The following is a 22,618-nucleotide window of genomic DNA, read 5'->3' on the forward strand; positions in this document are numbered from 1 at the left end:
ACAATCAATCTCTATTTAAAAGGGAGTGTAAAAATGAAAGTTGTCGCTATAATTCAAGCACGAATGGGTTCTACAAGATTACCTGGTAAAGTACTGTTAAAAGTATTGAATAAACCTTTATTAGCCTATCAAATAGAACGGGTAAAAAGAGCAAAGCTAATTGACGAAATCATAGTAGCAACAACTACAAACGAACTAGATCTAGAAATCGTGAATTTTTGTGAATTCATGTCTATATCTTGTTACCGTGGCTCAGAGGATGATGTTTTATCCAGATATTTTGAAGCAGCGTCTTTGTACAATGCAGATCTAATCGTTCGACTCACTTCTGATTGTCCTTTAATCGATCCAACTATTATCGACAAGGTTATCAATGAATTCATATTAAATATGCATCATATTGACTATGCTTCGAATACTGTTCAAAGGAGTTTCCCTATTGGGATGGACATTGAAGTGATGTCTTTTTCTTTATTAAAGACAATTAATCAGTTACAACTACCTGAATCTTATCGAGAACATGTTACCCCTTTTATATACCGCTCACAAAAATATACCATTAGACAAATCGTTCAAAAAGTAAATAAAAGTCATATTCGACTTACCGTTGATACTCCTGAAGATTTTAAGTTGATCAGTACGATTATCGAGGAAATCTATCCAATTAATCCTTTCTTCACATTACAGGAACTATACGATTTATTCGAAAGAAAGCCTGAATTATTAACGATTAATCACCATATTAAGCAAAAGCAAATAGAGGAATTTAATGAACAGTAAATCGATTTATTTTCGAGTTGATGCTTCTTATGAAATCGGAACTGGTCATGTTATGCGCTGCTTGACTCTTGCTAATTTATTTTCAAAATATGGGATTAATATTGTGTTTATTTGTCGAGATTTACAAGGTAATTTAAATTATTTGATAGAAGAACATGGTTATAAATTGTGTACTCTACCAAGTGGAGCAAGTAATCAAGATTTTCCTCAAAAACTAGAAAATCCTTATGAAGCCTGGTTGTCAGTTGATTGGAAGACAGATGTATTGCAAACAGTAAACGTTATGAATAATAATCCATCAAAGTCGTGTTTCATTATTGACCACTATTCGATTGATTCCAAATGGGAAGAATTATTTTATCAGCTAGTCAGAAAAGAAATAATCGTAATAGATGATTTAGCAAATCGAAATCATTTTTGTCATATTCTTTTAGATCAGAATCTTTCTAACAATAGTGAGCGGTATCAAGATTTAGTACCTGCAAACTGTGTGAAATTCATAGGCACGCCATATGTCATATTACGTAAAGAATTCATGGATGAAAAAATAAATATACGTAACAGAAACGGGAATATAAAAAGAATTCTTGTTTTTTTTGGCGGTAGTGATCCTACTAATGAAACACTTAAAACATTAAACGTATTAATAAAATCTATCTATTCACACATCCATATTGATATTGTTGTTGGAAATAGTAATAAAAATAAGGAAGCTATTAAATTACTTTGTAAAGACAAAGCAAATATTCATTTTCATTGTCAAATTAGTCATATGGCTAAATTAATGAATTTGGCTGATCTTTCCATCGGTGCAGGTGGGACAACTACATGGGAAAGATGTTATTTAGGTTTGCCTACATTAACAATCGCCACAGCTGATAATCAAGTCGATATTATAAATTTAGTAAACGAAACTGGCTCAATCTATCATTTAGGTAAAAGTACATTAGTAACTTCAGAACTAATTGAGAAAAAACTGAATTTATTAATGGAGAATCCTTTAAACGTATTAAAGATGTCTCAAAACGCTTATAAATTAATGGGAGAAAATCGCTTAAATAGTTTTATAGAGAAAGTTGTTGAATGTTTAAATGATACAAATTGAGGGTTTTAAACTAAGTAATTTAGAACAGAAAGATTTAAATCTTATTTTAGCGTGGAGAAATTCCGATCGAATCAGATCTGTTATGAACTCAGATGAAACGATTACAATCGAACAGCATACGAATTGGTTTCATTCTTTAAACGATGACCAAACGAAAATCGCAAAACTTTGTTTATATAAGAATAAACCAATTGGATTTATTCAATTTACAAATTTAAATAAATTACACAGAACTTGTGAGTGGGGCTTTTATATTGGAGAAAAGAATGCACCACGTGGTTCTGGAACGGTTATGGGGATATTAGCATTGGATTATCTTTATAATGAGTTAAACATGAGGAAAGTAAGTGCGTATGTACTTGAATTTAATTTGATTAGTTTAAATTATCATAAAAAATTAGGATTTATTGAAGAAGGTAGACTTGAAAAACAGATTCTTAAAAACAATCAATTTGAAGATTTAATTATATTTGGATTATTTAAAGAAAGATGGCAACAATATTGTGCATTTTTAAAAAAGGAGGTTAATAAAGACTTTGAATGAAATTTTAATTGGGAATAAAAAAATCGGACAAAATCATCCCCCGTTTATTATTGCTGAAATGTCAGGTAATCATAATAAATCACTTGAACGAGCCTTAAAGATTGTAGAGGCTGCCGCTAAAGCAGGTGCACATGCATTTAAAATTCAAACTTATTTGCCTGACACAATGACTTTAAACATTCGTAAAAATGAATTTATCGTAAATCCGGAAAATCAGCTTTGGAAAGGAAAATCTTTATACGAATTATACGAAGAAGCATATACCCCGTGGGAATGGCATGAGCCAATTTTTAAACGATGTAAAGAATTTGGCATGATTCCTTTTAGTACTCCGTTTGACGAAACCTCACTAGAATTTTTAGAAACACTCGAAGTTCCTTGCTATAAAATTGCTTCATTTGAAAATAATGATCTTCCACTTTTAAAAAAAGTCGCTTCAAAAGGAAAACCCATTATTATTTCTACTGGTATGGCAACAATTTCAGAGATTAGTGAGATGGTAGAAACAATTAGAGGAGCGGGCTGCAAAGAGATTATTTTATTAAAATGCACTAGTAGCTATCCTGCTACACCAGAACACTCCAATATTCGAACCATACCTTATTTAAAAGATATATTTCAATGCCAAGTAGGATTATCAGATCATACGTTGGACAACGGTGTTGCTGTAGCTAGTGTTGCGCTTGGAAGTACAGTAATTGAAAAGCACTTCACATTAGATCGCTCAGTTGGAGGTGTGGATGCAGCTTTCTCATTGGAGCCTGATGAATTTTCAAATCTAGTTACTGAAACTTATTCAGCATGGAAATCATTAGGGTCTATCTTTATTGGTCCTACCGATGAAGAGAAAAAATCAATGCAATTTAGAAGATCCATTTATATTTCTGAACAGATTAATGCTGGAGAATCATTAACGAAAGAAAATATAAAGATTATTCGTCCAGGCTATGGACTTGCACCGAAATATTTAAAGCTAATCTTAGGGAAAAAAGTTAATAGAGTAATCGAAAAAGGTACTGCCCTAAGCTGGGACATGCTTATGGAAGGAGATTTGGAGGAATAAAACTATTAAAATTAATAAAAAACTATTTTTTAAACTTGAGAGATACTAATCTAATCAAAATATTAATCAATCAATATAATAGATTGAGAGGTAAAGGAGGGGGATGGATTAAATTGGGATCAAATGAAGAATTTAGTAGACCTAGAAGTATTTGTGAGTTTTTATCTACTCTACCGCCACAATATCCTATTAATGAAATTATAGTAGATGGCGTATCAGAAAGCGTAAATTTCTTTATTACTTTCGATTCTTCCACAAATCTGGCGTATTTTTCTAGTGTAAGTGGAGGACTAGTTATTGTAGATTGTAGAAGAATCTCACAAGTAGGAGTTCCGGGAGCTTAATACTTTTCACATTGAACCTTGCTTGAAAAAGCAAGGTTTTTATATTAATAGAAAATACATAAATACAATTGAACGAAATGATGAACTCAATATAAAAAAGATCCCGTAACTATTTTGATGAATAAATTAAAACCTATAAATTCTTGAGTAAGGAAAATAAAGAGTTAGCTGAGGGGAACGTTGAAAAATGCTTGTTAAATTAACTAATTATATCGATAAAATGTTCTCAAAATTAATTTCATTGTAATAAAATATAATTATATTATTGACAGTAAGTTGTATACGTATTATGATTATCTCGTATTCAAGATACTTAAATTCGAAATACATCAGGGAGGTGAAATAGTTGGAGAAAAAATGCCAAAATCAATCTTTTTTACTTTTAATGCAATCATCTAAAGCAATTCATGATCGAATAAAGAAAGAATTGGCAATAAACAATATAAGTATTACAGAATTTTCGGTATTAGAGGTACTATATCAAAGAGGAAAACAAACAATCCAACAAATCGGAAATTCAATATTGGTATCAAGTGGTTCTATGACGTATATTATTGATAAGCTTGAGCAAAGAGGTTTATTAATTAGAAGTGACTGTCCAGATGACCGTCGAATGATTCATGTTACATTAACTGTTGATGGAAATGGTTTAATGGATGAAATCATGCCGAAATACCATGTAATTGTTAATCAAATGTTTGAATTATTAGATTCTGACGAGGCAGAGCTTTTAGTAAAGCTTCTAACAAAAGTAAAGAATAATGTGTAATCGTTCATTTTTTTTAATAAATTATCTCGAATTAAAGATAAATAACAATTAGGAGGATTTTAAGATGATAAATATTGGTTTATTAATTATTCGTTTAGTAATTGGATTACTATTTGTAGGTCACGGTGCGCAAAAATTATTTGGTTGGTTCGGCGGTTATGGATTGAAAGGTACTGGTGGATGGTTTGATTCGATTGGTATGAAGCCAGGAGTAACGATTGCACTTTTCGCAGGATTAGCAGAACTTATTGGTGGTATTTTGTTTGCTTTAGGATTATTTACACCACTTGCAGGAATTATTATTGCTGGAACTATGGTCATGGCGATTATTAAGGTTCATGCGCCGAATGGGTTATGGGCAACATCTAATGGATATGAATACAACTTAACTTTGGTTGCAGTTGCGATCGGAGTAGCTTTAATTGGTCCTGGTCAATATGCGTTAGATACATTTTTATTCTAATAACCCCCTTATTAGGAAATGTTTATTTGAACAGCTTTTGAAAAAAGTAAGGAAAAATGTGTAATCGTTTATTTTTTTTAATAAATTATCTCGAATTAAAGATAAATAACAGTTAGGAGGATTTTAAGATGATAAATATTGGTTTATTAATTATACGTTTGGTAATCGGTTTACTATTTGTAGGTCACGGTGCGCAAAAATTATTTGGTTGGTTCGGTGGCCATGGATTGAAAGGTACTGGTGGATGGTTTGATTCGATTGGTATGAAACCAGGAGTAACAATTGCACTTTTCGCAGGATTAGCAGAACTTGTTGGTGGAATTTTGTTTGCTTTAGGATTATTTACACCACTTGCAGCAATTATAATTACTGGAACTATGGTCATGGCGATTATTAAAGTTCATGGGCCGAATGGGTTATGGGCAACATCTAATGGATATGAATACAACTTAACTTTGGTTGCAGTTGCGATCGGAGTAGCTTTAATTGGTCCTGGTCAATATGCGTTAGATACATTTTTATTCTAATAACTTATGAATTAAGTTTTACACTTTAAATAAATGTGTGAAAAATATCAACAAAAAAATTGAGCTAATCAAGATTTATTCGATTAGCTTAATTTTTTTTAGGCTAGACATAAAAAAGAACTTTTACTCAAAGAAAGGCAAGTACATAATTTTTTTATCGTTAACTAAAACTTTAAACAATACATAATCATTGACTATATTTGCACCATTCAAGGATCTTTTTTAAAACTAGTTTTCACGGTAATACATTATACATAAGTTTAATAAAGTACGTACAAGACAATATTCCATAATTACTTTCATGAATTAGATTGAAAAACTATTTGTTTTAATTAGTAAATAAAAACTAGGAGGCATAAAATTGGATTTTCGAATTGAAAAAGATTCAATTGGTGAGATAAAAGTTCCTGTAGATAAACTTTGGGGGGCACAAACACAGCGTAGTTTTGAAAACTTTAAAATTGGTTCAGAGAAAATGCCTATTCAATTAATTTATGCTTTAGCACTAATTAAAAAAAGTGCTGCGATTGTAAATAAAAAACTAGATAAATTAGATCATGAAAAAGCAGACGCAATCATTTTAGCTGTGGATGAGATTGTAACAGGCAAGTATGACGATCATTTTCCACTTGTAGTTTGGCAAACTGGTAGTGGTACACAAACAAATATGAATGTAAATGAAGTAATCGCTCACCGTGGGAATCAACTCTTAGTAGAGAGAGGAAGCAATAAGCAAATTCATCCAAATGACGATGTTAATATGTCACAAAGTTCAAATGATACGTTCCCAACAGCAATGCATATTGCCAGTACTCTTTCAATTAATAAGCAATTATTACCCGCAATAAGTTGCTTGAAAAATACACTAAATGAAAAAGTAAGTAAATTTAATAATATTATTAAAATCGGACGAACGCACTTACAAGATGCGACACCAATAACGCTAGGTCAAGAAATAAGTGGGTGGCATCGTATGCTTGAAAAAAGTGAACAAATGATTGTAGATAGTATGAAATTTATTGTTGAGTTAGCAATTGGTGGGACAGCGGTAGGTACAGGGATCAATACACATCCAAAATTTGCTAAATTGATGGCAGAAGAAATAAGTTCATTAACTGGTTATCAGTTTATTTCTGCTGAAAATAAATTCCAAGCTCTAACAAGTCATGATGAAATCGTTTTTACTCATGGCGCTTTAAAATCATTGGCTGCAGATTTAATGAAAATTGCGAATGATGTCCGCTGGATGGCAAGTGGACCTAGAAGTGGGATCGGTGAAATAACCATCCCATCAAACGAACCAGGAAGCTCAATCATGCCAGGAAAAGTAAATCCAACTCAATCAGAAGCACTCACTATGGTGGTAACACAAATTATAGGAAATGACATGACAATTGGCTTTGCCGCTAGTCAAGGGAACTTTGAATTGAATGTATTTAAACCCGTCATCATTTATAATTTTTTACAATCAGTTCGACTACTTTCAAACGCAATGAATTCATTTAATGATCATTGTGCAAAAGGCATCGAAGCAAATATAGAAGTGATTGAACAAAATCTTAATCGATCACTTATGCTAGTAACAGCATTAAACCCTCACATTGGTTATGAAAAGGCAGCATCAATCGCAAAATTAGCATATAAAGAAGGTACTACACTTAAGGAAGCAGCTATAAAAACAGGCTATTTATCAGAAGAAGAGTTCGATCAAATCGTTAGACCTGAAAATATGATTTAGTCTGAAAAGTTAACAATTGTAATGGACGAATTCAATAGGGGCTTCCAATTTTATGTGAAGTTGGGAGCTTCTTTTTTTAGCTTTTATATTGTTCATTTCATGGTCATCAGTGTCAAAAGTAAATTGGATGTTGAGAGAATAGGAACGTTCATGACATACGTTACCTCTAGTTTTCTTTATTTTTATATACCAATTTTGTTTTTGTTATTGCTTGTTTATCAAGCCTTTAAAAAAGCCGATCGATTAGGTGGAAATTAGTTTGAAATATAAAATGAATTGTTAGAGGATTTATTTAAATGTGACGAATTATTGAATTTTTACCAGAAATAGGATTAAGTTAACTAAAGTTAACATAAATTCACATTAAGTTCACATCTTTTAATTATAATGACATCATACTTAAATAAAAATTAAATTGAAAGAAGGCGGACTAAATGGAAAACCTTAATACAAGTACAGTAGATGAGATGCAAAAAATTGAAGAGAATCTTAAAAAATATAACTGGATCTTAATATTAGTAACGGTGATTACGATTCCGTTTATCGTAAGTAACTTGTAAAAGACAAAAGTATTTATACTATGTCTTTTTTTTTATTTTACTAACTCATGAAGCGCTTATGAGTTAGTAAAATTCAACATTAGGAGCATATACATATAGGCTATTATCTTCGTTGTGTTTATTTAATCAGGATTCATTGTTTTAACAACATATTTATGTTATATTAACGCCAATACTTATTAAATGCGTTTAATAAGTTACTTAAGGTGGTGATTTTAGTGAGTGAAATTATTCCAACTCCAAGTTCTATGAAGAAAGTGATTCTTCGTGGAATTCGTTCTACGCTTTTAAAAATAGGTAGTGCAACAAAAGTGGAACTAAGTCAAATGTTAGAAATTAGTTTCCCGACAATTAGTAAGTTTTTAGCAGAGATGGAAAAAGAAGGAGAAGTTTGTTTAGTCGGTCTGGATGATTCTAGTGGTGGAAGGCGAGCAAAAAGATATTCTTACAATCCTGAGCATATGTTAGGCTTGGTCATATTTTTAGAAAGAACAGAGACGAATTTTATTATTTTTAATTGTGCGGGTGAAGTAAAAGAAAAAGGTAATGCGCCTAGTGCTCTATTAGAGAAAAGTTTAGATTTTTTAACTACGACGATTGAAAATATAATGACCAATTATCCAAAAATAAGTTCAATGTCAATTGGTGTGCCAGGAGCCGTTGAACATGGAAAAATATTTTATATCCCAGGATACGAGCAATTTCAAAACATTAATTTAAAAGAATATTATGAGGAGCATTTTTCGATTCCTGTCGTGGTAGAGAACGATATGAATGCCGCAGTTCTTGGTTTTCACAATTATAGAGGAATAAAAGAGAAGCAATCACTTGTTTATTTGTATTCAGGTCAAAATGGACCAGGTGCAGGAATTATGGTAAACGGTGATGTTGTTCGAGGAAGTACTTTTTTCTCTGGAGAGGTTTCATTCGTTCCTCAATATGATGACAAAAATTTTGGGAAGGCATTAAGAAATGGAAAAAGAAATAAAACGCTAATAATAAGTCAAGATCATGAAATAGATGCAATTAGCAGGTTAATAGCCTCATTTGTTGCTATTATTAACCCTCATATTTTCATTTTTTGTATTGATGAAGTTGATAACACAATCTTAGATAAAATTAGAATTGCTAGTACAAATTACATACCTTCCGAACATCTTCCAGCACTTACGACGAGTGATTGGAAACAAGACTATTTATTTGGTCTACAAAGTCTTTGTCTTAAACTAATGATTGATTGAATCATTTAATCAGGTTCTGGTTGCATTTAATTTTTTTCGCGTACATATAGCTAAAAAAACAATTAGTTTATTTTAGGTGGTGATCCTCTTTTAATACTAAGATTTAGTCATAAATAATATTTGGGAGTGAAATATAAATGAAAATTGAACATATTGCGATATGGGTTCACGATTTGGAAGGTATGAAGGACTTTTACCAGACTTATTTTAACTGTAAGTCAAACGATAAATATTATAACATCGAAAAGAAGTTCGAATCTTATTTTCTTACTTTTGAATCTGGCGCACGATTAGAGATTATGCGAAAGGATGGGATAAATAAGACGAATAACGGAAATCAATTTGGTTGGGCACATATTGCAATATCCTTAGGAAGCCAGGAGAAAGTTAATCAGATGACAAACAAGTTTAAAAATAATGGTTATACTCTTGTTGATGGTCCTCGTGTCACTGGAGATGGGTATTATGAGAGTGTAATAAAAGACCCAGAAGGTAATCTAATTGAGTTGACTGTATAATACAATACTAGAATGATAGAAAACGTAATGTACTTGAATAGCAACTTATTAAATACGTTTAATAAGTTTTTGTTCGACACTTTTTAAATGTCTTTAATAAGTTTTTTGCATTATTTATTAATCTTTTAACCATTAATTTAACGAGGAGGTCATGTATGAAATATTCATTAAATGATCGTCAAATTCAATTATGGCGTGTGGCCATTTATTTTATTTTTGCATTGTCTGGATTTGCTGCAGCATCGTGGGTATCTCGAACGCCAGCAATAAGGGATGCTCTTGGAGCTACAACAGCAGAGATGGGTATAATCATATTTGGGCTTGCAGTAGGATCAATAATTGGACTCACAAGTGCTAGTTTTCTTATTGCTCAAAAGGGCGGACGTTTTGTCATGTTATTAGGTCTATCGGTAGCATCAATTGGGATCTTAATTGTCGGAATCAGTAGCTCATTATTTGCAAATAGCATAATAATATTTTTGGGATTAAGTGTCTTTGGTTTTGGGCAAGGAATATGCGATGTAGCGATGAATGTAGAGGGAACTGCAGTTGAGAAAGCCGCTAAAAAGTCACTTTTAACAGGTTTTCATGCCGCATTTAGCTTAGGTACCCTTCTTGGAGCATTAATTGGATCAATCATGATTAAATCAAATATTTCTGTAGCGATTCACATGTCAATTACTGCTGTGGTAATAGTCTTAATTACTTTATATTTATACCGTTTTGTACCTGCTGACACTGCAAAAGAGGAAGCTAGTGATTCAGATAAAGCAAAGAGAAGTAAAGAACATTTGGCTGTTTGGAAAGAGCGACGAACAGTTATGATCGGAATTATCGTTCTTGGAATGGCTTTTGTTGAAGGTTCAGCAAATGACTGGTTACCACTTATTATGGTTGATGGCTACAATGTTACGCCAGCTATGGGTTCGTTCGCATATGGTTTATTTGTAGGTTCTATGACTATAGGACGTGCAGCTGGCGATAAATTACTTGACCGTTTCGGCCGCGTTATTATATTACGATCTTCAGCGCTTTTTGCGATTGCAGGACTGCTTATCGTTATATTGGGTAATAGTTACGGGGTAGCAACTGTTGGAATTGTTTTATGGGGACTTGGTGCAGCATTTGGATTTCCAGTAGGAATGTCTGCTGCAGGAGACGATCCACATAGAGTTGCAGCAAGAGTAAGTGCGGTATCGACGGCAGGTTATTTAGCATTTTTAGTAGGACCACCATTTTTAGGAGTTATTGGGGAACATATAGGTTTACTACGAGCCCTAATTTTCGTCCTTATTGCTGTAACCATCTCAGGATTACTTTCTAAAGCAGCTACTCCTATAAGTAATCAAAATAAAGTAGAATTAGAGAATGTATCTAATTCAATGAAGTAGTAGTATGTGAGTACTAGCTGTTAAGATATCATGCTGTAATAAAATCCTTATACGACTCAGTCTATAAGGATTTTTTGTGATCCGGCACTAGGATAAATGTTTCACCTAAAACCATGTAAACGGCAATCACTACATTCAATAGAAAAATTATTTAACGAATATTTTCATATAAATACAGCATTTGAAGGCGTACACTTTATTAACCATAACTGGATTTAAGATTAGATTTGAATTAGATTATAGATTTCTTACAAATTATTTACAATTTTGAAACATTTATTTGCTATAATTTTTCCGAAGACAATATTGACATTTATACCATATTGAATTTAGGGGTGAAATTATGAAAAATAAGATTAAAAGATTATCAGTGATTGCGATTAGTAGTTTCCTATTATTATCAGGTTGTATGGTAGTTAATGCTCAAAAAAATGAAAGTACGGCTAATAATACTGGATCTACTAAAAAGAAAAATGTAACTGTTTCAAAAACTGACCCAGTCCTTGTTGAACTAAATAAATTAACGCTTAAAGAAAAAATTGGTCAAATGATTATTGCAGGTTTTGATGGAACAACATCAAGTAATGCAGATACTCTTTTAAAAAATTATAAGTTAGGTGGCGTAATTCTATTTGGAACAAATATAAAAAGTCCAAGTCAATTAGTAAATTTAACAAATGATATAAAAACATACAATAAAAATAACAAGGTTCCTTTATTTATATCCGTCGATCAAGAAGGCGGTAGGGTAAATCGGATGCCTTCCACGGTTATTAATACACCTGCTGCTAGAACAATTGGAAATAAAAATAATGTACAATACGCTTATAACATAGGGGATATAATTTCTAAGGAACTATCATCATTTGGTTTCAATACTGATTTTTCACCAGTATTAGATATTCAAAGTAATCCTAAAAATACAGTAATCGGAGATCGTTCTTATGGTACAAATTCAAGTACCGTTTCAAAAATTGGTGAGGGAATGATGGAAGGAATTCGAAAAGGAAACATAATTCCTGTTATTAAACATTTCCCTGGGCATGGGGATACTTCAGTTGATTCTCATTTAGAACTTCCGATCGTGAACAAAGACTTATCAAGTTTGAAGAAATTCGAGTTAGTTCCTTTCGATAATGCAATCAAAAATCATGCTGATATGCTGATGGTAGCACACATTTTAGTAAAAAAAGTAGATTCTAAATATCCAGCTTCCATGTCTAAAGCAGTGATAACGGATCTTTTACGAAAACAATATGGGTATAATGGGGTCGTAATAACTGATGATATGTCAATGGGAGCTATAGCTAAACACTATAACTTAAGTAATGCAGCAGTAACATCTATTAATGCCGGAAGTAATATAATTTTGATCGGACATGGTAATCAAAATGTTAAAACTATTTATAATAGCATCTATTCAGCCGTAATAAATCACAAAATATCAGAAGACACAATTAATAAAAGTGTATATAAAATTCTATCTTTAAAACAAAAATATAAATTAAATAATAATAAAGTTCAGCCTGTTAATGTGACAAATTTAAATAACGAAATTAAGAAAGCCAATTCTATACAGAACACAATATTAAAAAGTATTTCAACAAACGCTAAAGAAGGAAAAATAATCAATGCAGAATTTAATGTAATGAATTCAACTATTGATTCAATAAAGAATAAATGGGGTAAAGAAGACAGTAGCGTATATGTCGCCGCTGCAAAAGGAACTTATAACACATATACAAAAAAAAATGTAGTAGTTGGTTATCAAAAAGGCCATCCTATATTTGAATTACGCTCTTTTGATCCTCAGTTAAAGTATTTATCTATTACGAATGTAAAAAATTACTTTGGTTCACCAAGTTCAGAAGTTACTACTTCAAATAATGAAAAAATATTAACTTATTCTACTGGATCATATAAACTTAAATTGGTTTTCCCTTTAAAGAATAAAAATCTAATTTTAGACCATTATTCAATTTATAATCCTAAAAATGTTAAAAACTAATTAAAAAGAGCTAATCGGCAAATATCCGACTAGCTCTTTTTTCTGTTGAGAACCAGTGATGGCAAATTATTATTTGCTGCGGCTTGTTCATTCCATTTAGTCATAATATCACCTCTGGAGATTAGTATTAGAATTTGTCCATGAATTTATTTAAACGCAAATTTTTCTTTTTTCAAAAACAACAAATTTTACGAAAACAGTGTTCCATTTAATTTAGAATTGCTCTGACACACATGTAAAGAAGTAAAAAAGCTAACATTTTTGCTAGTTATTTTTACTATACAAAGAAGTGACTAAATGAATAACCGTGCAAGATTAAATAAAGATGGTAAATTTTTTCATTTCAAAATTATAAGAACAATGAAGTGAAAATGCTAAAAGTCGTAACCCCAGTGTATATTTTTATTGAAGATTACTGAGTGAGCTGGCAACAGAAAAGAATAACTACAATTCCTGATCGAGCTTTGAGTCTATAGTTATTATTAATTTTAAAATGTTACTGTTTTGTTACCAATGTGATATTGAGTAAGAAAGCCTGATGTAATACCTTTACATGAGTACATAATTTTTTTATAGACGATTTGATTTAAATTTAATTAATGTGAAAAAGGGTGAATTGTAATGTTATATTTATTAATGATTGCTGTAACTTTATTAGGGTACATTCTGTTAATTCTACCTGTATATGTATGCGCAATATTTCTTTTAGTTGGTTCATTGTGCTCTTTTATGGCAATTTATATTGAATTAACGATTTTAGAGAAAAAAGTAAAATCTAATTTATTATAAGCTATCTAATTAATAGGAAAATATATAAATGTTTTTAGTTAATAACAAAAATGGAAATATAATAATATGCTAAAAAGAGTGTAGATTTTTTAAATTTCTACACTCTTTTTCATTCGATTAATAGGTTTAATCTATTCCATATCCTCTTGTTCAAACATATATCCATATCTAGGCACAGAAACTATCAATTGACCGTATTTACCTAATTTCTTACGTAATCTATATAAAAGGGTATTAATTTCTTCCCGCCCTACATCAGGCTGCCCAATAACACTAGTCATTCGTTCCGGCCAAACATTAATTTTAATATCGCTATAGCTAACTGCGCTATTGGCTCTTTGATATAACAACAAAAATAATTCTGTATCTTTACTAGTTAAATGGATTCTTACGCCATCAATTAAAATTTCTCTCTTAACTATATTCACAGTTAAACCCTTGAAATCGTTTATGTGTTTATCTAAGATTAAAGGCATATCAAGTGTGTCTCCAAGGTTCTGCTCTGATAGATTATGAAAAATAAGTACAGCGGCACCACTTGCAAGACTTATGCAATCGCCATCTCGAAGGAAAAATGGTTTGTTTTTCTCTATTAAAATATGATTTACTTGTGTTCCATGTTTACTCATGAGATCAACGATAGTGTAATTTTCTTCCTTATCAAAACTAATTAAAGCATGTTTTCTTGAAATATATTGACTTGTAAAAGGAATATCTGGGAATTCATTATCCCACGTACGCCCTAGCAATGTTTCATTATTTGTAATAGGAAATCTATTCTGGTTTGTGGCCGTTTCTCCTTGTTTTAACGAAAGATACACGTTTTGAATACTCATGAAGTTACTCCTTTGAAAACTAATCTAGTTAAACCAAATAAAGAGTATATCATATGCCGCTAATTTGTAAAGATAATTCATTAAAGTAAGAACTAGATTATTAACTTTTAAGAAAATAAAGAGTACTTCAATTTCATTACTAAACTCATGTTTTATAGATTTTTTTGATTAGTTATATTTGTTTAGTTGGTTCACTATTTATTTTGTATCATTTCCTCAACTTTTTAACATTACAGTAACATTTGAACATTCAAACGATAATCCAATATAATAAAATTCTTTAATATTCTAGCTGATTCAATTTAAATGAAAGTGAAGCAGTAGAGTTCATCAAGAAAATGAACTAGACTTTAAATTTGAAACAACCCTTTGTATCACTAAGTGAAATTTATGTAAATTAAATAGGAAATAGTTGCTATTCATTTTTTTTGATATTAATATAAGTACATAGTTATATAAGTGTATACTTATATTGAATGAAGGGGGAATAGAAATATGATAAATACAAGAATATCGATAGAAGATGTATCTGATGTACTTAAGCTTTTAAGTGATAAAACACGGTTATCAATTGTAGCAGTTTTAGATCATCAAGAATGCTGTGTTTGTGAATTTGTCGAAGCATTTGATATGAGTCAACCATCTATTAGTCAACATTTGCGCAAACTAAAAGTTGGTGGAATATTAAATGAAACTAAAAAAGGGCAATGGGTTTACTATTCATTAAATAAAGAATCAGCTTATTATCCAATGATCCATAATATTTTAAAACAGATTCCTGTTCAAACCGATTTAATCGAAAAATTAATAAAAAATAGTCCTGTTAGACAAAAATGTTGTGAGTAGGGGGAGATTATGTGACCACAACATCAAAGAAACGTTTAGGTTTTCTAGATCGCTATCTTACATTGTGGATTTTTTTAGCTATGGCAATTGGGATAATTCTTGGTTTTTCAAGCCCTGAATTTGTAGATGGACTGAACAAATTACAAGTTGGAACAACTTCAATACCTTTAGCTGTCGGATTGATTTTAATGATGTATCCGCCATTAGCTAAGGTTAGATACGAGGAAATCGGAAGAGTATTTAAAGATGTAAAAGTATTATTTCTTTCTTTAATTCAAAACTGGTTAATTGGACCAGTATTAATGTTTTTATTAGCAATCATTTTTTTAAGAGATTATCCAGAATACATGGTTGGTTTAATAATGATTGGTTTAGCAAGATGTATCGCAATGGTGATCGTATGGAATGATTTAGCAGATGGCGATAGGGAATATGCTGCTGGTTTGGTAGCTTTTAACTCTATTTTCCAAATGATCTTCTTTTCAGTTTACGCATATTTCTTCGTTACAGTACTACCAAAAATTTTTGGTTTAGAAGGTATGTCAATTGATATTACTATGCCAGAAGTGGCTAAATCAGTATTTATATATTTAGGAATTCCATTCTTTGCAGGTTTATTTACAAGGTTAATTCTTGTAAAAGCCAAAGGTAGAGAATGGTATGAAAAAGAATTTATCCCTAAAATAAGTCCAATTACATTAATTGCATTACTGTTTACAATCATTGTTATGTTTTCATTAAAAGGAGAAGTCATTGTTGAACTTCCTCTAGATGTAGTTCATATTGCAATTCCTTTATTAATCTATTTCATTATTATGTTCTTCGTTTCTTTCTTCTTAGGAAAGAAATCAGGAGCGAATTATGGAGTTTCAACAACATTAGCTTTCACAGCTGGAAGTAATAATTTTGAATTAGCTATTGCAGTAGCCGTAGGTGTGTTTGGAATTAATTCAGGAGCAGCGTTTGCAGCAGTAATTGGTCCATTGGTTGAAGTACCCGTAATGATTGCGCTGGTTAACGCAGCGTTATGGATGAGAAGAAAATATTTTACAAAAGAAACTACAAACTAATTCAACAAAGGTGGAATAAATCATGTCAAACAACAAAAAAACAATCTACTTTTTGTGTACTGGTAACTCTTGCCGAAGCCAAATGGCTGAAGCTTGGGGCAAAAATTATTTAGGAAATGAATGGAATGTTTTATCTGCTGGGATTGAAGCACATGGGGTAAACCCAAATGCAATTAAAGCAATGGACGAAGTAGGAATCGATATACGTAACCAAACTTCTGATGTTATAAATAATCAAATCTTAAATAATGCAGATTTAGTTGTTACACTTTGTGGCCATGCGAATGACGTATGTCCAGTTACTCCCTCTCATGTTAAACGTGAACATTGGGGGTTTGATGATCCAGCAGGTCAAGAATGGGCAGTATTCCAAAAGGTTCGAGACCAAATTGGAGATCGAATCAAAACGTTTGCAAAAAACTGGTAAATAATTCGTATTCAATCAAAAAAGTCGAGTTAATTCTCGGCTTTTTTTATAGGAAGTTTAGAGACATAAGAACGTGAAATTTAAAAATTGAAGTATTGAATTATATATAGGAGTGAGATCATGGAAATTCAAACTGTAGAACGCTGGAATGTATTTAGTGATAAGTTATTATTTTTTATACGAGGAAAAGTTAAAAACAAAGAAGATGCTGATGATATTCTTCAGAATGTATTTTAAAAAATTCATCAAAATCAAAGGTACTTTATAATTTAAATATATCAGTTTCTCCATTATTTTCAGAATTAGCTGCACGTACGATAGTTTCCAATGAATTTGAAAACATCATTAAGGTTCTCCAGGAAGAAGCGATACTTAGAAACAAAATCGTAAATAGACATTTGTCAGAATATACTTGTTTAGGTTCTGAAACAAGTATATTTTGTTGGTTGCTATTACCAGTAAACATAACTGGTGCTGAATTTGAAAAGTTAGCTGCACAACAAGGGGTGCAAGTGTATGCGGCGGAACATTTTGTCGTTGGAAATAGTTGTCCAGAGCGGGCTGTTAGAGTTTCAATCAGTGCAGCAGAAACCCATGAAGAGCTTGAGCGAGGATTGATTATTCTTAAAGGTTTACTAAAAAATCTTAATTAAAATTACTTATGTAACGCTTATCATAAAATTGTGTTCCATACAATTATAATGTTGTATGGCTTTTTTGTGCATGTTAAGATGTTTGAAAATATGGTGAAATATATGAAATAGAAATAGTTTTATAGAATGATTGGTTTAATGGTTATAGGTTAGCGAATAATAATTTTAGAATATGCTTAAATGTAATCACTCACAAATTATAAAAAAAGGAATGGTTTTAAGTGAAAAATAAATTTTCTGATCGAACTGAATTAGTAATCTCATCTGAGACTCGTGAAATATTGAAAGTTACAGAAAGACACGAAGTTATTTCTTTTGCGGGTGGTCTGCCTGCACCAGAGCTATTTCCTGTTGAAGCCCTAAAGGATGCATGCAATGCAGTATTGAATGAACAAGGTGCAGCTTCTCTACAATATAGCACGACTGAAGGATACATACCTTTAAGACAAGCAATTTGTCAAAGGATGGGTTTACTTGGAATTAATCCTAAAATTGAAAACATTCTTATCACATCAGGATCCCAGCAAGCAATCGACCTTACTGGAAGATTATTTATAAATGAGGGAGATACGATTATTTGTGAAAGCCCAACCTATCTTGCAGCAATCGATGCATTTAAGTTATACAATCCTAATTTTGTTGAAGTAGCAATGGATGATGATGGAATGATTATGGAGGAGCTAGAGAAACAATTACAAGAGAACTCTAATACAAAATTTATTTATACGATTCCAGACTTCCAAAATCCTACTGGCCGTACATTAAAACTAGAAAGACGAAAAAGAATGATTGAACTTGCTAATCAATATGATGTGCTGATTGTAGAGGATAATCCTTATGGAGCTATAAGGTTTGCTGGAGAGGAGCTCCCACCTGTGAAATTTTTTGACACTGAGAATAGAGTAATTTATTTAAGTACCTTTTCAAAGATTTTTACACCAGGTCTTCGTCTTGGGTGGATTTGTGCTGACGAATCTTTCATTGAAAAGTACATTGCTTTTAAGCAAACTGCCGATTTACATACTGATAGCTTTGCTCAAAGAATTACAGCGAAGTATTTGGAGCTATACAATATCGAAGAACACATTAATAAAATCAAAGTTGTTTATAAAGAAAGATGCACAACTATGTTATCTTGTATCAAAGAATATTTCCCGAAAAGTATTAACTATAGCACGCCAGAGGGTGGATTATTTATTTGGGTTGAACTTCCAGAACATGTTGATTCTGGGGAATTATTCACTAAATGTTTGGAAAATAATGTTGCGTTTGTTCCTGGAGCTCCATTTTTTCCAAATGGAACAACGAAAAATACTTTACGATTAAATTACTCGAATATGCCTAAAGAAAAAATTTCAGAAGGTATAAAGCTATTAGGAGAAGTATTGCATCGTGAATTAGAAAAAGAAACCACGCTTATATAATTCAGAGTTGTTTACGAATAGTCAATAAGGTGGAACAACATAAACAAGAAAGTGGCGTAGATATGAGGACATAACGGTCGTTTATCTCCTCAAGCAACACATATTGTTGAGTGAAAGGAGTACGAAAATGGATTTATACTTTGATCACCTTGTTTGGTTCTTTAAAGAACCAGAGAATGCAATAATACCTTTAAAACAAAAAGGAATTCATGTTGCGAAGGGAGGACGTCATGAATCTTGGGGAACATATAATACTCTAAGCTATTTTGGCTTAAATTATATTGAATTTTTAGGAATTGAAAATTTATCAATAGCTGAAAAACATAGTGAAAATCGATTGGTTACACAAATCGTTGAACAGCTAGCAAAAGAAAATCAGGAAGGTCCTGCGACAATTGCGATCCGAACTAATCAAATTGAAGAATTAGCAATAAAACTTAAAGCAAAGGGACTTAAATTATACGGACCACTTACTGGTGAGAGAGTTCGTGCTGATGGTCAATTAATTAAGTGGTCATTGTTATTTCCTGAATATGTGGAAAAGAAGGTTAGTTTACCATTTTTTATTGAATGGGAAAAACCAGATGAAGAAAGGTATTCGGAATTAGAAGACCAAGGGCTTATAAGTTCACACATATTAGGCGAGCCGAAATTGGAAAGTGTTGGTTTTGTCGTAAATAATTTAGATAAGACATTAGAAATTTGGAAGAATTTATTTGACCTTAAACAAGGCGCCGAGTTTATTGATAAAAAAATCAATGCTCGATGTGCAATATTAAAATTAAACGGAACTAATTTATTATTTTGCACACCAATTGGAGATGGGCCTGCTGCTATGGTTTTAAAAGATAAAGGGGAGACTCCTTTCTTAGTGAACCTTACAGACACGAATCAAAGTCACTTTTTTGAAATGTTGGATGGATATTGGAATTTCCAATAATATTTTCAAAAGCTTAGTTGATTGATGGTGAAAACAATAATAATTTTACATAAGTTTGAAAGTGGCAGCGGAGCCATTCTCTTATTCATTAAAAACAAGCGTCAAATTCTTGGTGAAATACCGGTTTGACGCTTTTTTAATTTTCTCGTTATCTTCTTGTTCTCGATGACTAAAGATTAGTTATATTTACATAAATGGATTCTTCTACATAGGAAATCAATAAATTATAAATGATTTCTGATTCAATGCTGTTATTGAACTAATTATATTAAAATTGCCTTCTTTAAAGAGCGATTCTAAACATGATCTTATTCAATTAAAGTATACGTTCGTATTATAAAGTGAAACAGTTAACATTCTTGTTGACCATTTTTTATATGGTTTTATGATTATACCTATCACGATCAATAGGGAAAAGAAATCCAGATTTGAGATAAAATAAATTAGCAATAATAAAAACTATAGCATATAAAAAAAGCAATTAACCTTAATTATTCATTCTGTTTTTTAGATGCATACTTCTTAATTACTGGAGCCAAAATCTAAGCCACATAATGACTCCCACTGGTATATATAGTGTGCATTAGTAACCTTCCTAATCAAACAAAAACAATACTGGTTATTTTACTTAAACTTCTTATTTATCCTCGTAAAGCTCATTTAAGTAGTTTAATTGCTATGCATTGAATCAATTATTTTTAATGAATTGAATCATCTGAAATTTAAAACTTCATGAATGTTTGATTTTATACTTGATTCATTTAGATCGAAGGTATATATTAATTGATATATCAATCATTGACCCATCAACAATTGATATATCAATCATTATTAACCGTTAATAAACATTCATCATATTTTTTTGGAGGTAGCGCGTGCCTGATTCAAAAGAAACCGAAGTTTTATCATTATTAAAAGAACTAAAAGTTCAAATTGAAACAACATTTGAAAAATGTATGGGTATTAGTCAATCACGATTAGAAATTATGAATCAATTGTTTGAGTGCGGTGAAATGAGTCAATCCCAACTTCAAAAAACTTTAAAAATTGATAGTGCAGCAATTACTAGACACTTAAAACAACTTGAGTTAAATGGAAAGATTACAAGAAGAAAATGTGAAACTGATAACAGAATAACCTTAGTAAGCTTAACTCAAATCGGACAAGATCAAATGTCTGGATTATGGAAGGGAAAAGTAGAGTTTGTAGAGAACATGCTTAAAGGTTTTTCCGTAGAAGAAATTGACTTAACACTTGACTATTTAAACCGTATTCAAATTAATATGAATCAAATTAATTCGGATCGAGATACTCTTAGCAATTCCTAAAAATTAGTAACAGAGGAGAACACAACAATGACTTTAACAACATTAACTAATAATTTTAACGAAATATTAAAAGGAAGACGCTCAATCCGCAAATATGATACTAATGTAAAGATCTCAATGGAGGAAATGCATGAAATTATAGAAACAGCTACTTTAGCACCTTCTTCAGTAAACATGCAACCGTGGAGATTTTTAGTAATTGAAAGTGACGAAGCAAAGGCGACACTAGCACCATTAGCTCGATTTAATCAATCACAAGTTGAAACATCTTCTGCGATGATTGCGCTGTTCGGTGACTTAAATAATTTTGACTATGCAAAAGAAATTTATGGTCGTGCAGTTGAATTAGGTTATATGCCAGCAGATGTTAAAGAAAAACAACTTGAAACACTTAGTGGCTTCTTTGCAAACATTACAACAGAGCAAATGAAAGATACTGTTTTAATTGATGGTGGATTGGTAGCTATGCAATTTATGCTAACTGCACGTGCTTATGGCTATGACACTTGTCCAATCGGTGGATTCGAAAAAGACAAAATTGCAGAAGCATTCGGTATGGATAAAAATCGATATGTTCCTGTTATGTTGATCTCAATTGGTAAAGCTGTTGATGCAGGATATCAATCTGTACGTTTACCAGTTGAACGTGTAGCAGAGTGGAAATAAATAATACAAAATACAATGAAAAGAAGGTAAATACAATGATTATTATTCATGCGACAATGACAATTGATTCAGAAAAAGAAAATATATTTTTAGAGGAAATGACTTCACTTTTAGAAGCATCAAGATCAGAAGAAGGTAATATTTCATACGATTTAACAAAAACTTCACATAAAGAAAATGAATACATTATGGTAGAAATCTGGAAAGATTTAAGTGCTGTTGCGGCACATAATACGAGTGCTCATTTTACATCGTTTGCTGAAAAAGCTAAAGTTTATCTTACTGCGCCAATTCAATTAAATATTTATGAAGCGAATAAAATAAAGTAATTTATTAACTTTCTAAATTTAGGAGAAAGTTTAATGAAAAACTTAGAAAAATATTTTGAAACATTTAACCTAAATCAACGTACTGAGCTAGATAGAAATTTAGAAGATATAGAAAATGATGTTTATGGCAACGAGGAGTATCGACATAACCTCAAGAAAATCATTATACAAATCAACCATTCTTGAACTTATTTTCAAAAGTAAAAGTGAAAGATAAAATCCAAGAGTCCAAAACTAAAGATTTTGGACTCTTTTTCCA

At 31.4% G+C, this 22,618-nt stretch carries 25 protein-coding genes and 1 pseudogene; 25 read left to right on the plus strand and 1 reads right to left on the minus strand.

Translation table 11 applies throughout. The features are described 5' to 3' along the window. Nucleotides 1–33: 33 nt before the first annotated feature. From ACFCYN_RS19195 to ACFCYN_RS19265, 15 genes are all read left to right on the plus strand, one after another. Nucleotides 34–780 (plus strand): cytidylyltransferase domain-containing protein, encoded by a 747-nt coding sequence (locus ACFCYN_RS19195; protein ID WP_375951078.1) that lies wholly within the window; start codon nucleotides 34–36, stop codon nucleotides 778–780. Further along, nucleotides 770–1,885, plus strand: coding sequence for a UDP-2,4-diacetamido-2,4,6-trideoxy-beta-L-altropyranose hydrolase (pseG, locus tag ACFCYN_RS19200; protein WP_375951080.1), 1,116 nt, complete (start codon nucleotides 770–772; stop codon nucleotides 1,883–1,885). Before ACFCYN_RS19195 ends, pseG begins: the two co-directional genes overlap by 11 nt. Further along, complete coding sequence (pseH, locus tag ACFCYN_RS19205; RefSeq protein WP_375951082.1) at nucleotides 1,872–2,429, plus strand: UDP-4-amino-4,6-dideoxy-N-acetyl-beta-L-altrosamine N-acetyltransferase; 558 nt, start codon at nucleotides 1,872–1,874, stop codon at nucleotides 2,427–2,429. Before pseG ends, pseH begins: the two co-directional genes overlap by 14 nt. Then, complete coding sequence (gene pseI, locus ACFCYN_RS19210; RefSeq protein ID WP_375951084.1) at nucleotides 2,422–3,492, plus strand: pseudaminic acid synthase; 1,071 nt, start codon at nucleotides 2,422–2,424, stop codon at nucleotides 3,490–3,492. The genes pseH and pseI overlap by 8 nt, the downstream gene beginning before the upstream one ends. 113 nt (nucleotides 3,493–3,605) lie before the next feature. Beyond that, on the plus strand, nucleotides 3,606–3,836 hold the full coding sequence (locus ACFCYN_RS19215) for a hypothetical protein (RefSeq protein ID WP_098118324.1): 231 nt from the start codon (nucleotides 3,606–3,608) through the stop codon (nucleotides 3,834–3,836). A 346-nt stretch (nucleotides 3,837–4,182) separates the two neighbouring features. Further along, nucleotides 4,183–4,605 (plus strand): MarR family winged helix-turn-helix transcriptional regulator, encoded by a 423-nt coding sequence (locus ACFCYN_RS19220; RefSeq protein ID WP_375951086.1) that lies wholly within the window; start codon nucleotides 4,183–4,185, stop codon nucleotides 4,603–4,605. A 64-nt stretch (nucleotides 4,606–4,669) separates the two neighbouring features. Beyond that, nucleotides 4,670–5,068 carry a DoxX family protein gene (locus tag ACFCYN_RS19225; RefSeq protein WP_172444590.1) on the plus strand — a complete coding sequence of 133 codons (399 nt, stop codon included), beginning with the start codon at nucleotides 4,670–4,672 and terminating at the stop codon, nucleotides 5,066–5,068. Nucleotides 5,069–5,196: 128 nt separating this feature from the next. Next, complete coding sequence (locus ACFCYN_RS19230) at nucleotides 5,197–5,595, plus strand: DoxX family protein (RefSeq protein WP_375951088.1); 399 nt, start codon at nucleotides 5,197–5,199, stop codon at nucleotides 5,593–5,595. A gap of 361 nt (nucleotides 5,596–5,956) precedes the next feature. Then, on the plus strand, nucleotides 5,957–7,333 hold the full coding sequence (gene fumC, locus ACFCYN_RS19235; protein ID WP_375951090.1) for a class II fumarate hydratase: 1,377 nt from the start codon (nucleotides 5,957–5,959) through the stop codon (nucleotides 7,331–7,333). A gap of 434 nt (nucleotides 7,334–7,767) precedes the next feature. Then, nucleotides 7,768–7,893, plus strand: a complete 126-nt coding sequence (locus ACFCYN_RS19240; RefSeq protein WP_375951092.1) for a hypothetical protein — start codon at nucleotides 7,768–7,770, stop codon at nucleotides 7,891–7,893. 218 nt (nucleotides 7,894–8,111) lie between these two features. Further along, nucleotides 8,112–9,134, plus strand: coding sequence for an ROK family transcriptional regulator (locus ACFCYN_RS19245; RefSeq protein ID WP_375951094.1), 1,023 nt, complete (start codon nucleotides 8,112–8,114; stop codon nucleotides 9,132–9,134). A gap of 137 nt (nucleotides 9,135–9,271) precedes the next feature. Next, nucleotides 9,272–9,652 carry a VOC family protein gene (locus ACFCYN_RS19250; protein WP_375951096.1) on the plus strand — a complete coding sequence of 127 codons (381 nt, stop codon included), beginning with the start codon at nucleotides 9,272–9,274 and terminating at the stop codon, nucleotides 9,650–9,652. A 155-nt stretch (nucleotides 9,653–9,807) separates the two neighbouring features. Further along, nucleotides 9,808–11,043, plus strand: a complete 1,236-nt coding sequence (locus tag ACFCYN_RS19255) for an MFS transporter (RefSeq protein WP_375951098.1) — start codon at nucleotides 9,808–9,810, stop codon at nucleotides 11,041–11,043. A gap of 343 nt (nucleotides 11,044–11,386) precedes the next feature. After that, nucleotides 11,387–13,051 carry a beta-N-acetylhexosaminidase gene (gene nagZ, locus ACFCYN_RS19260; protein ID WP_375951100.1) on the plus strand — a complete coding sequence of 555 codons (1,665 nt, stop codon included), beginning with the start codon at nucleotides 11,387–11,389 and terminating at the stop codon, nucleotides 13,049–13,051. A 621-nt stretch (nucleotides 13,052–13,672) separates the two neighbouring features. Next, entirely contained in the window at nucleotides 13,673–13,840 is a 168-nt protein-coding gene (locus tag ACFCYN_RS19265) for a hypothetical protein (RefSeq protein WP_375951102.1), read from the plus strand. 131 nt (nucleotides 13,841–13,971) lie between these two features. Here ACFCYN_RS19265 and ACFCYN_RS19270 read toward each other — a convergent pair whose 3' ends face one another. Next, a complete protein-coding gene (locus ACFCYN_RS19270) occupies nucleotides 13,972–14,676 on the minus strand; it encodes an FHA domain-containing protein (RefSeq protein ID WP_375951103.1) in 705 nt (234 codons plus the stop codon). Between the two features lie 495 nt (nucleotides 14,677–15,171). On the opposite strand from ACFCYN_RS19270, the gene ACFCYN_RS19275 reads away from it, so the two are divergent. The 10 genes and pseudogenes from ACFCYN_RS19275 to ACFCYN_RS19320 all read left to right on the plus strand — a co-directional run bounded on the left by ACFCYN_RS19275 (nucleotide 15,172) and on the right by ACFCYN_RS19320 (nucleotide 22,545). Then, the gene (locus ACFCYN_RS19275) at nucleotides 15,172–15,522 is read left to right on the plus strand and encodes an ArsR/SmtB family transcription factor (RefSeq protein ID WP_375951105.1); all 351 of its coding nucleotides are present in this window, start codon (nucleotides 15,172–15,174) and stop codon (nucleotides 15,520–15,522) included. 11 nt (nucleotides 15,523–15,533) lie between these two features. Beyond that, on the plus strand, nucleotides 15,534–16,592 hold the full coding sequence (arsB, locus tag ACFCYN_RS19280; RefSeq protein ID WP_375951107.1) for an ACR3 family arsenite efflux transporter: 1,059 nt from the start codon (nucleotides 15,534–15,536) through the stop codon (nucleotides 16,590–16,592). A gap of 22 nt (nucleotides 16,593–16,614) precedes the next feature. Continuing rightward, nucleotides 16,615–17,019: an arsenate reductase (thioredoxin) gene (gene arsC / locus ACFCYN_RS19285; protein ID WP_375951109.1), complete on the plus strand. Its 405-nt coding sequence runs from the start codon at nucleotides 16,615–16,617 to the stop codon at nucleotides 17,017–17,019. A 251-nt stretch (nucleotides 17,020–17,270) separates the two neighbouring features. Continuing rightward, nucleotides 17,271–17,672 (plus strand): annotated as a pseudogene (locus tag ACFCYN_RS19290) (aminotransferase class I/II-fold pyridoxal phosphate-dependent enzyme); the annotation flags it as partial. A gap of 221 nt (nucleotides 17,673–17,893) precedes the next feature. Beyond that, nucleotides 17,894–19,096, plus strand: a complete 1,203-nt coding sequence (locus ACFCYN_RS19295; protein ID WP_375951111.1) for an aminotransferase-like domain-containing protein — start codon at nucleotides 17,894–17,896, stop codon at nucleotides 19,094–19,096. A 127-nt stretch (nucleotides 19,097–19,223) separates the two neighbouring features. Further along, the gene (locus ACFCYN_RS19300) at nucleotides 19,224–20,036 is read left to right on the plus strand and encodes a VOC family protein (protein WP_375951112.1); all 813 of its coding nucleotides are present in this window, start codon (nucleotides 19,224–19,226) and stop codon (nucleotides 20,034–20,036) included. A gap of 875 nt (nucleotides 20,037–20,911) precedes the next feature. Then, nucleotides 20,912–21,364, plus strand: coding sequence for a MarR family winged helix-turn-helix transcriptional regulator (locus ACFCYN_RS19305; protein WP_375951114.1), 453 nt, complete (start codon nucleotides 20,912–20,914; stop codon nucleotides 21,362–21,364). A 27-nt stretch (nucleotides 21,365–21,391) separates the two neighbouring features. Beyond that, on the plus strand, nucleotides 21,392–22,030 hold the full coding sequence (locus ACFCYN_RS19310) for a nitroreductase family protein (protein WP_172444604.1): 639 nt from the start codon (nucleotides 21,392–21,394) through the stop codon (nucleotides 22,028–22,030). Between the two features lie 35 nt (nucleotides 22,031–22,065). Then, complete coding sequence (locus ACFCYN_RS19315) at nucleotides 22,066–22,359, plus strand: putative quinol monooxygenase (protein WP_172444605.1); 294 nt, start codon at nucleotides 22,066–22,068, stop codon at nucleotides 22,357–22,359. Between the two features lie 33 nt (nucleotides 22,360–22,392). Continuing rightward, complete coding sequence (locus ACFCYN_RS19320; protein WP_375951116.1) at nucleotides 22,393–22,545, plus strand: hypothetical protein; 153 nt, start codon at nucleotides 22,393–22,395, stop codon at nucleotides 22,543–22,545. Nucleotides 22,546–22,618 lie beyond the last annotated feature (73 nt).

The organism is Gottfriedia sp. NPDC056225 (genome assembly GCF_042267765.1).
In the GTDB taxonomy this organism is placed as follows: domain Bacteria; phylum Bacillota; class Bacilli; order Bacillales; family Bacillaceae_G; genus Gottfriedia.

Bases quoted from the DNA above. Each gene is read 5' to 3' on its own strand.
- ACFCYN_RS19195 (WP_375951078.1), top strand. From the start codon at position 34: ATGAAAGTTGTCGCTATAATTCAAGCACGAATGGGTTCTACAAGATTA.
- ACFCYN_RS19320 (WP_375951116.1), top strand. From the start codon at position 22,393: ATGAAAAACTTAGAAAAATATTTTGAAACATTTAACCTAAATCAACGT.
- ACFCYN_RS19310 (WP_172444604.1), top strand. From the start codon at position 21,392: ATGACTTTAACAACATTAACTAATAATTTTAACGAAATATTAAAAGGA.
- ACFCYN_RS19270 (WP_375951103.1), bottom strand. From the start codon at position 14,676: ATGAGTATTCAAAACGTGTATCTTTCGTTAAAACAAGGAGAAACGGCC.
- ACFCYN_RS19225 (WP_172444590.1), top strand. From the start codon at position 4,670: ATGATAAATATTGGTTTATTAATTATTCGTTTAGTAATTGGATTACTA.
- arsC (WP_375951109.1), top strand. From the start codon at position 16,615: ATGTCAAACAACAAAAAAACAATCTACTTTTTGTGTACTGGTAACTCT.
- ACFCYN_RS19275 (WP_375951105.1), top strand. From the start codon at position 15,172: ATGATAAATACAAGAATATCGATAGAAGATGTATCTGATGTACTTAAG.
- ACFCYN_RS19300 (WP_375951112.1), top strand. From the start codon at position 19,224: ATGGATTTATACTTTGATCACCTTGTTTGGTTCTTTAAAGAACCAGAG.
- ACFCYN_RS19315 (WP_172444605.1), top strand. From the start codon at position 22,066: ATGATTATTATTCATGCGACAATGACAATTGATTCAGAAAAAGAAAAT.
- nagZ (WP_375951100.1), top strand. From the start codon at position 11,387: ATGAAAAATAAGATTAAAAGATTATCAGTGATTGCGATTAGTAGTTTC.
- ACFCYN_RS19240 (WP_375951092.1), top strand. From the start codon at position 7,768: ATGGAAAACCTTAATACAAGTACAGTAGATGAGATGCAAAAAATTGAA.
- ACFCYN_RS19255 (WP_375951098.1), top strand. From the start codon at position 9,808: ATGAAATATTCATTAAATGATCGTCAAATTCAATTATGGCGTGTGGCC.
- ACFCYN_RS19265 (WP_375951102.1), top strand. From the start codon at position 13,673: ATGTTATATTTATTAATGATTGCTGTAACTTTATTAGGGTACATTCTG.
- ACFCYN_RS19250 (WP_375951096.1), top strand. From the start codon at position 9,272: ATGAAAATTGAACATATTGCGATATGGGTTCACGATTTGGAAGGTATG.
- pseG (WP_375951080.1), top strand. From the start codon at position 770: ATGAACAGTAAATCGATTTATTTTCGAGTTGATGCTTCTTATGAAATC.
- pseH (WP_375951082.1), top strand. From the start codon at position 1,872: ATGATACAAATTGAGGGTTTTAAACTAAGTAATTTAGAACAGAAAGAT.
- ACFCYN_RS19230 (WP_375951088.1), top strand. From the start codon at position 5,197: ATGATAAATATTGGTTTATTAATTATACGTTTGGTAATCGGTTTACTA.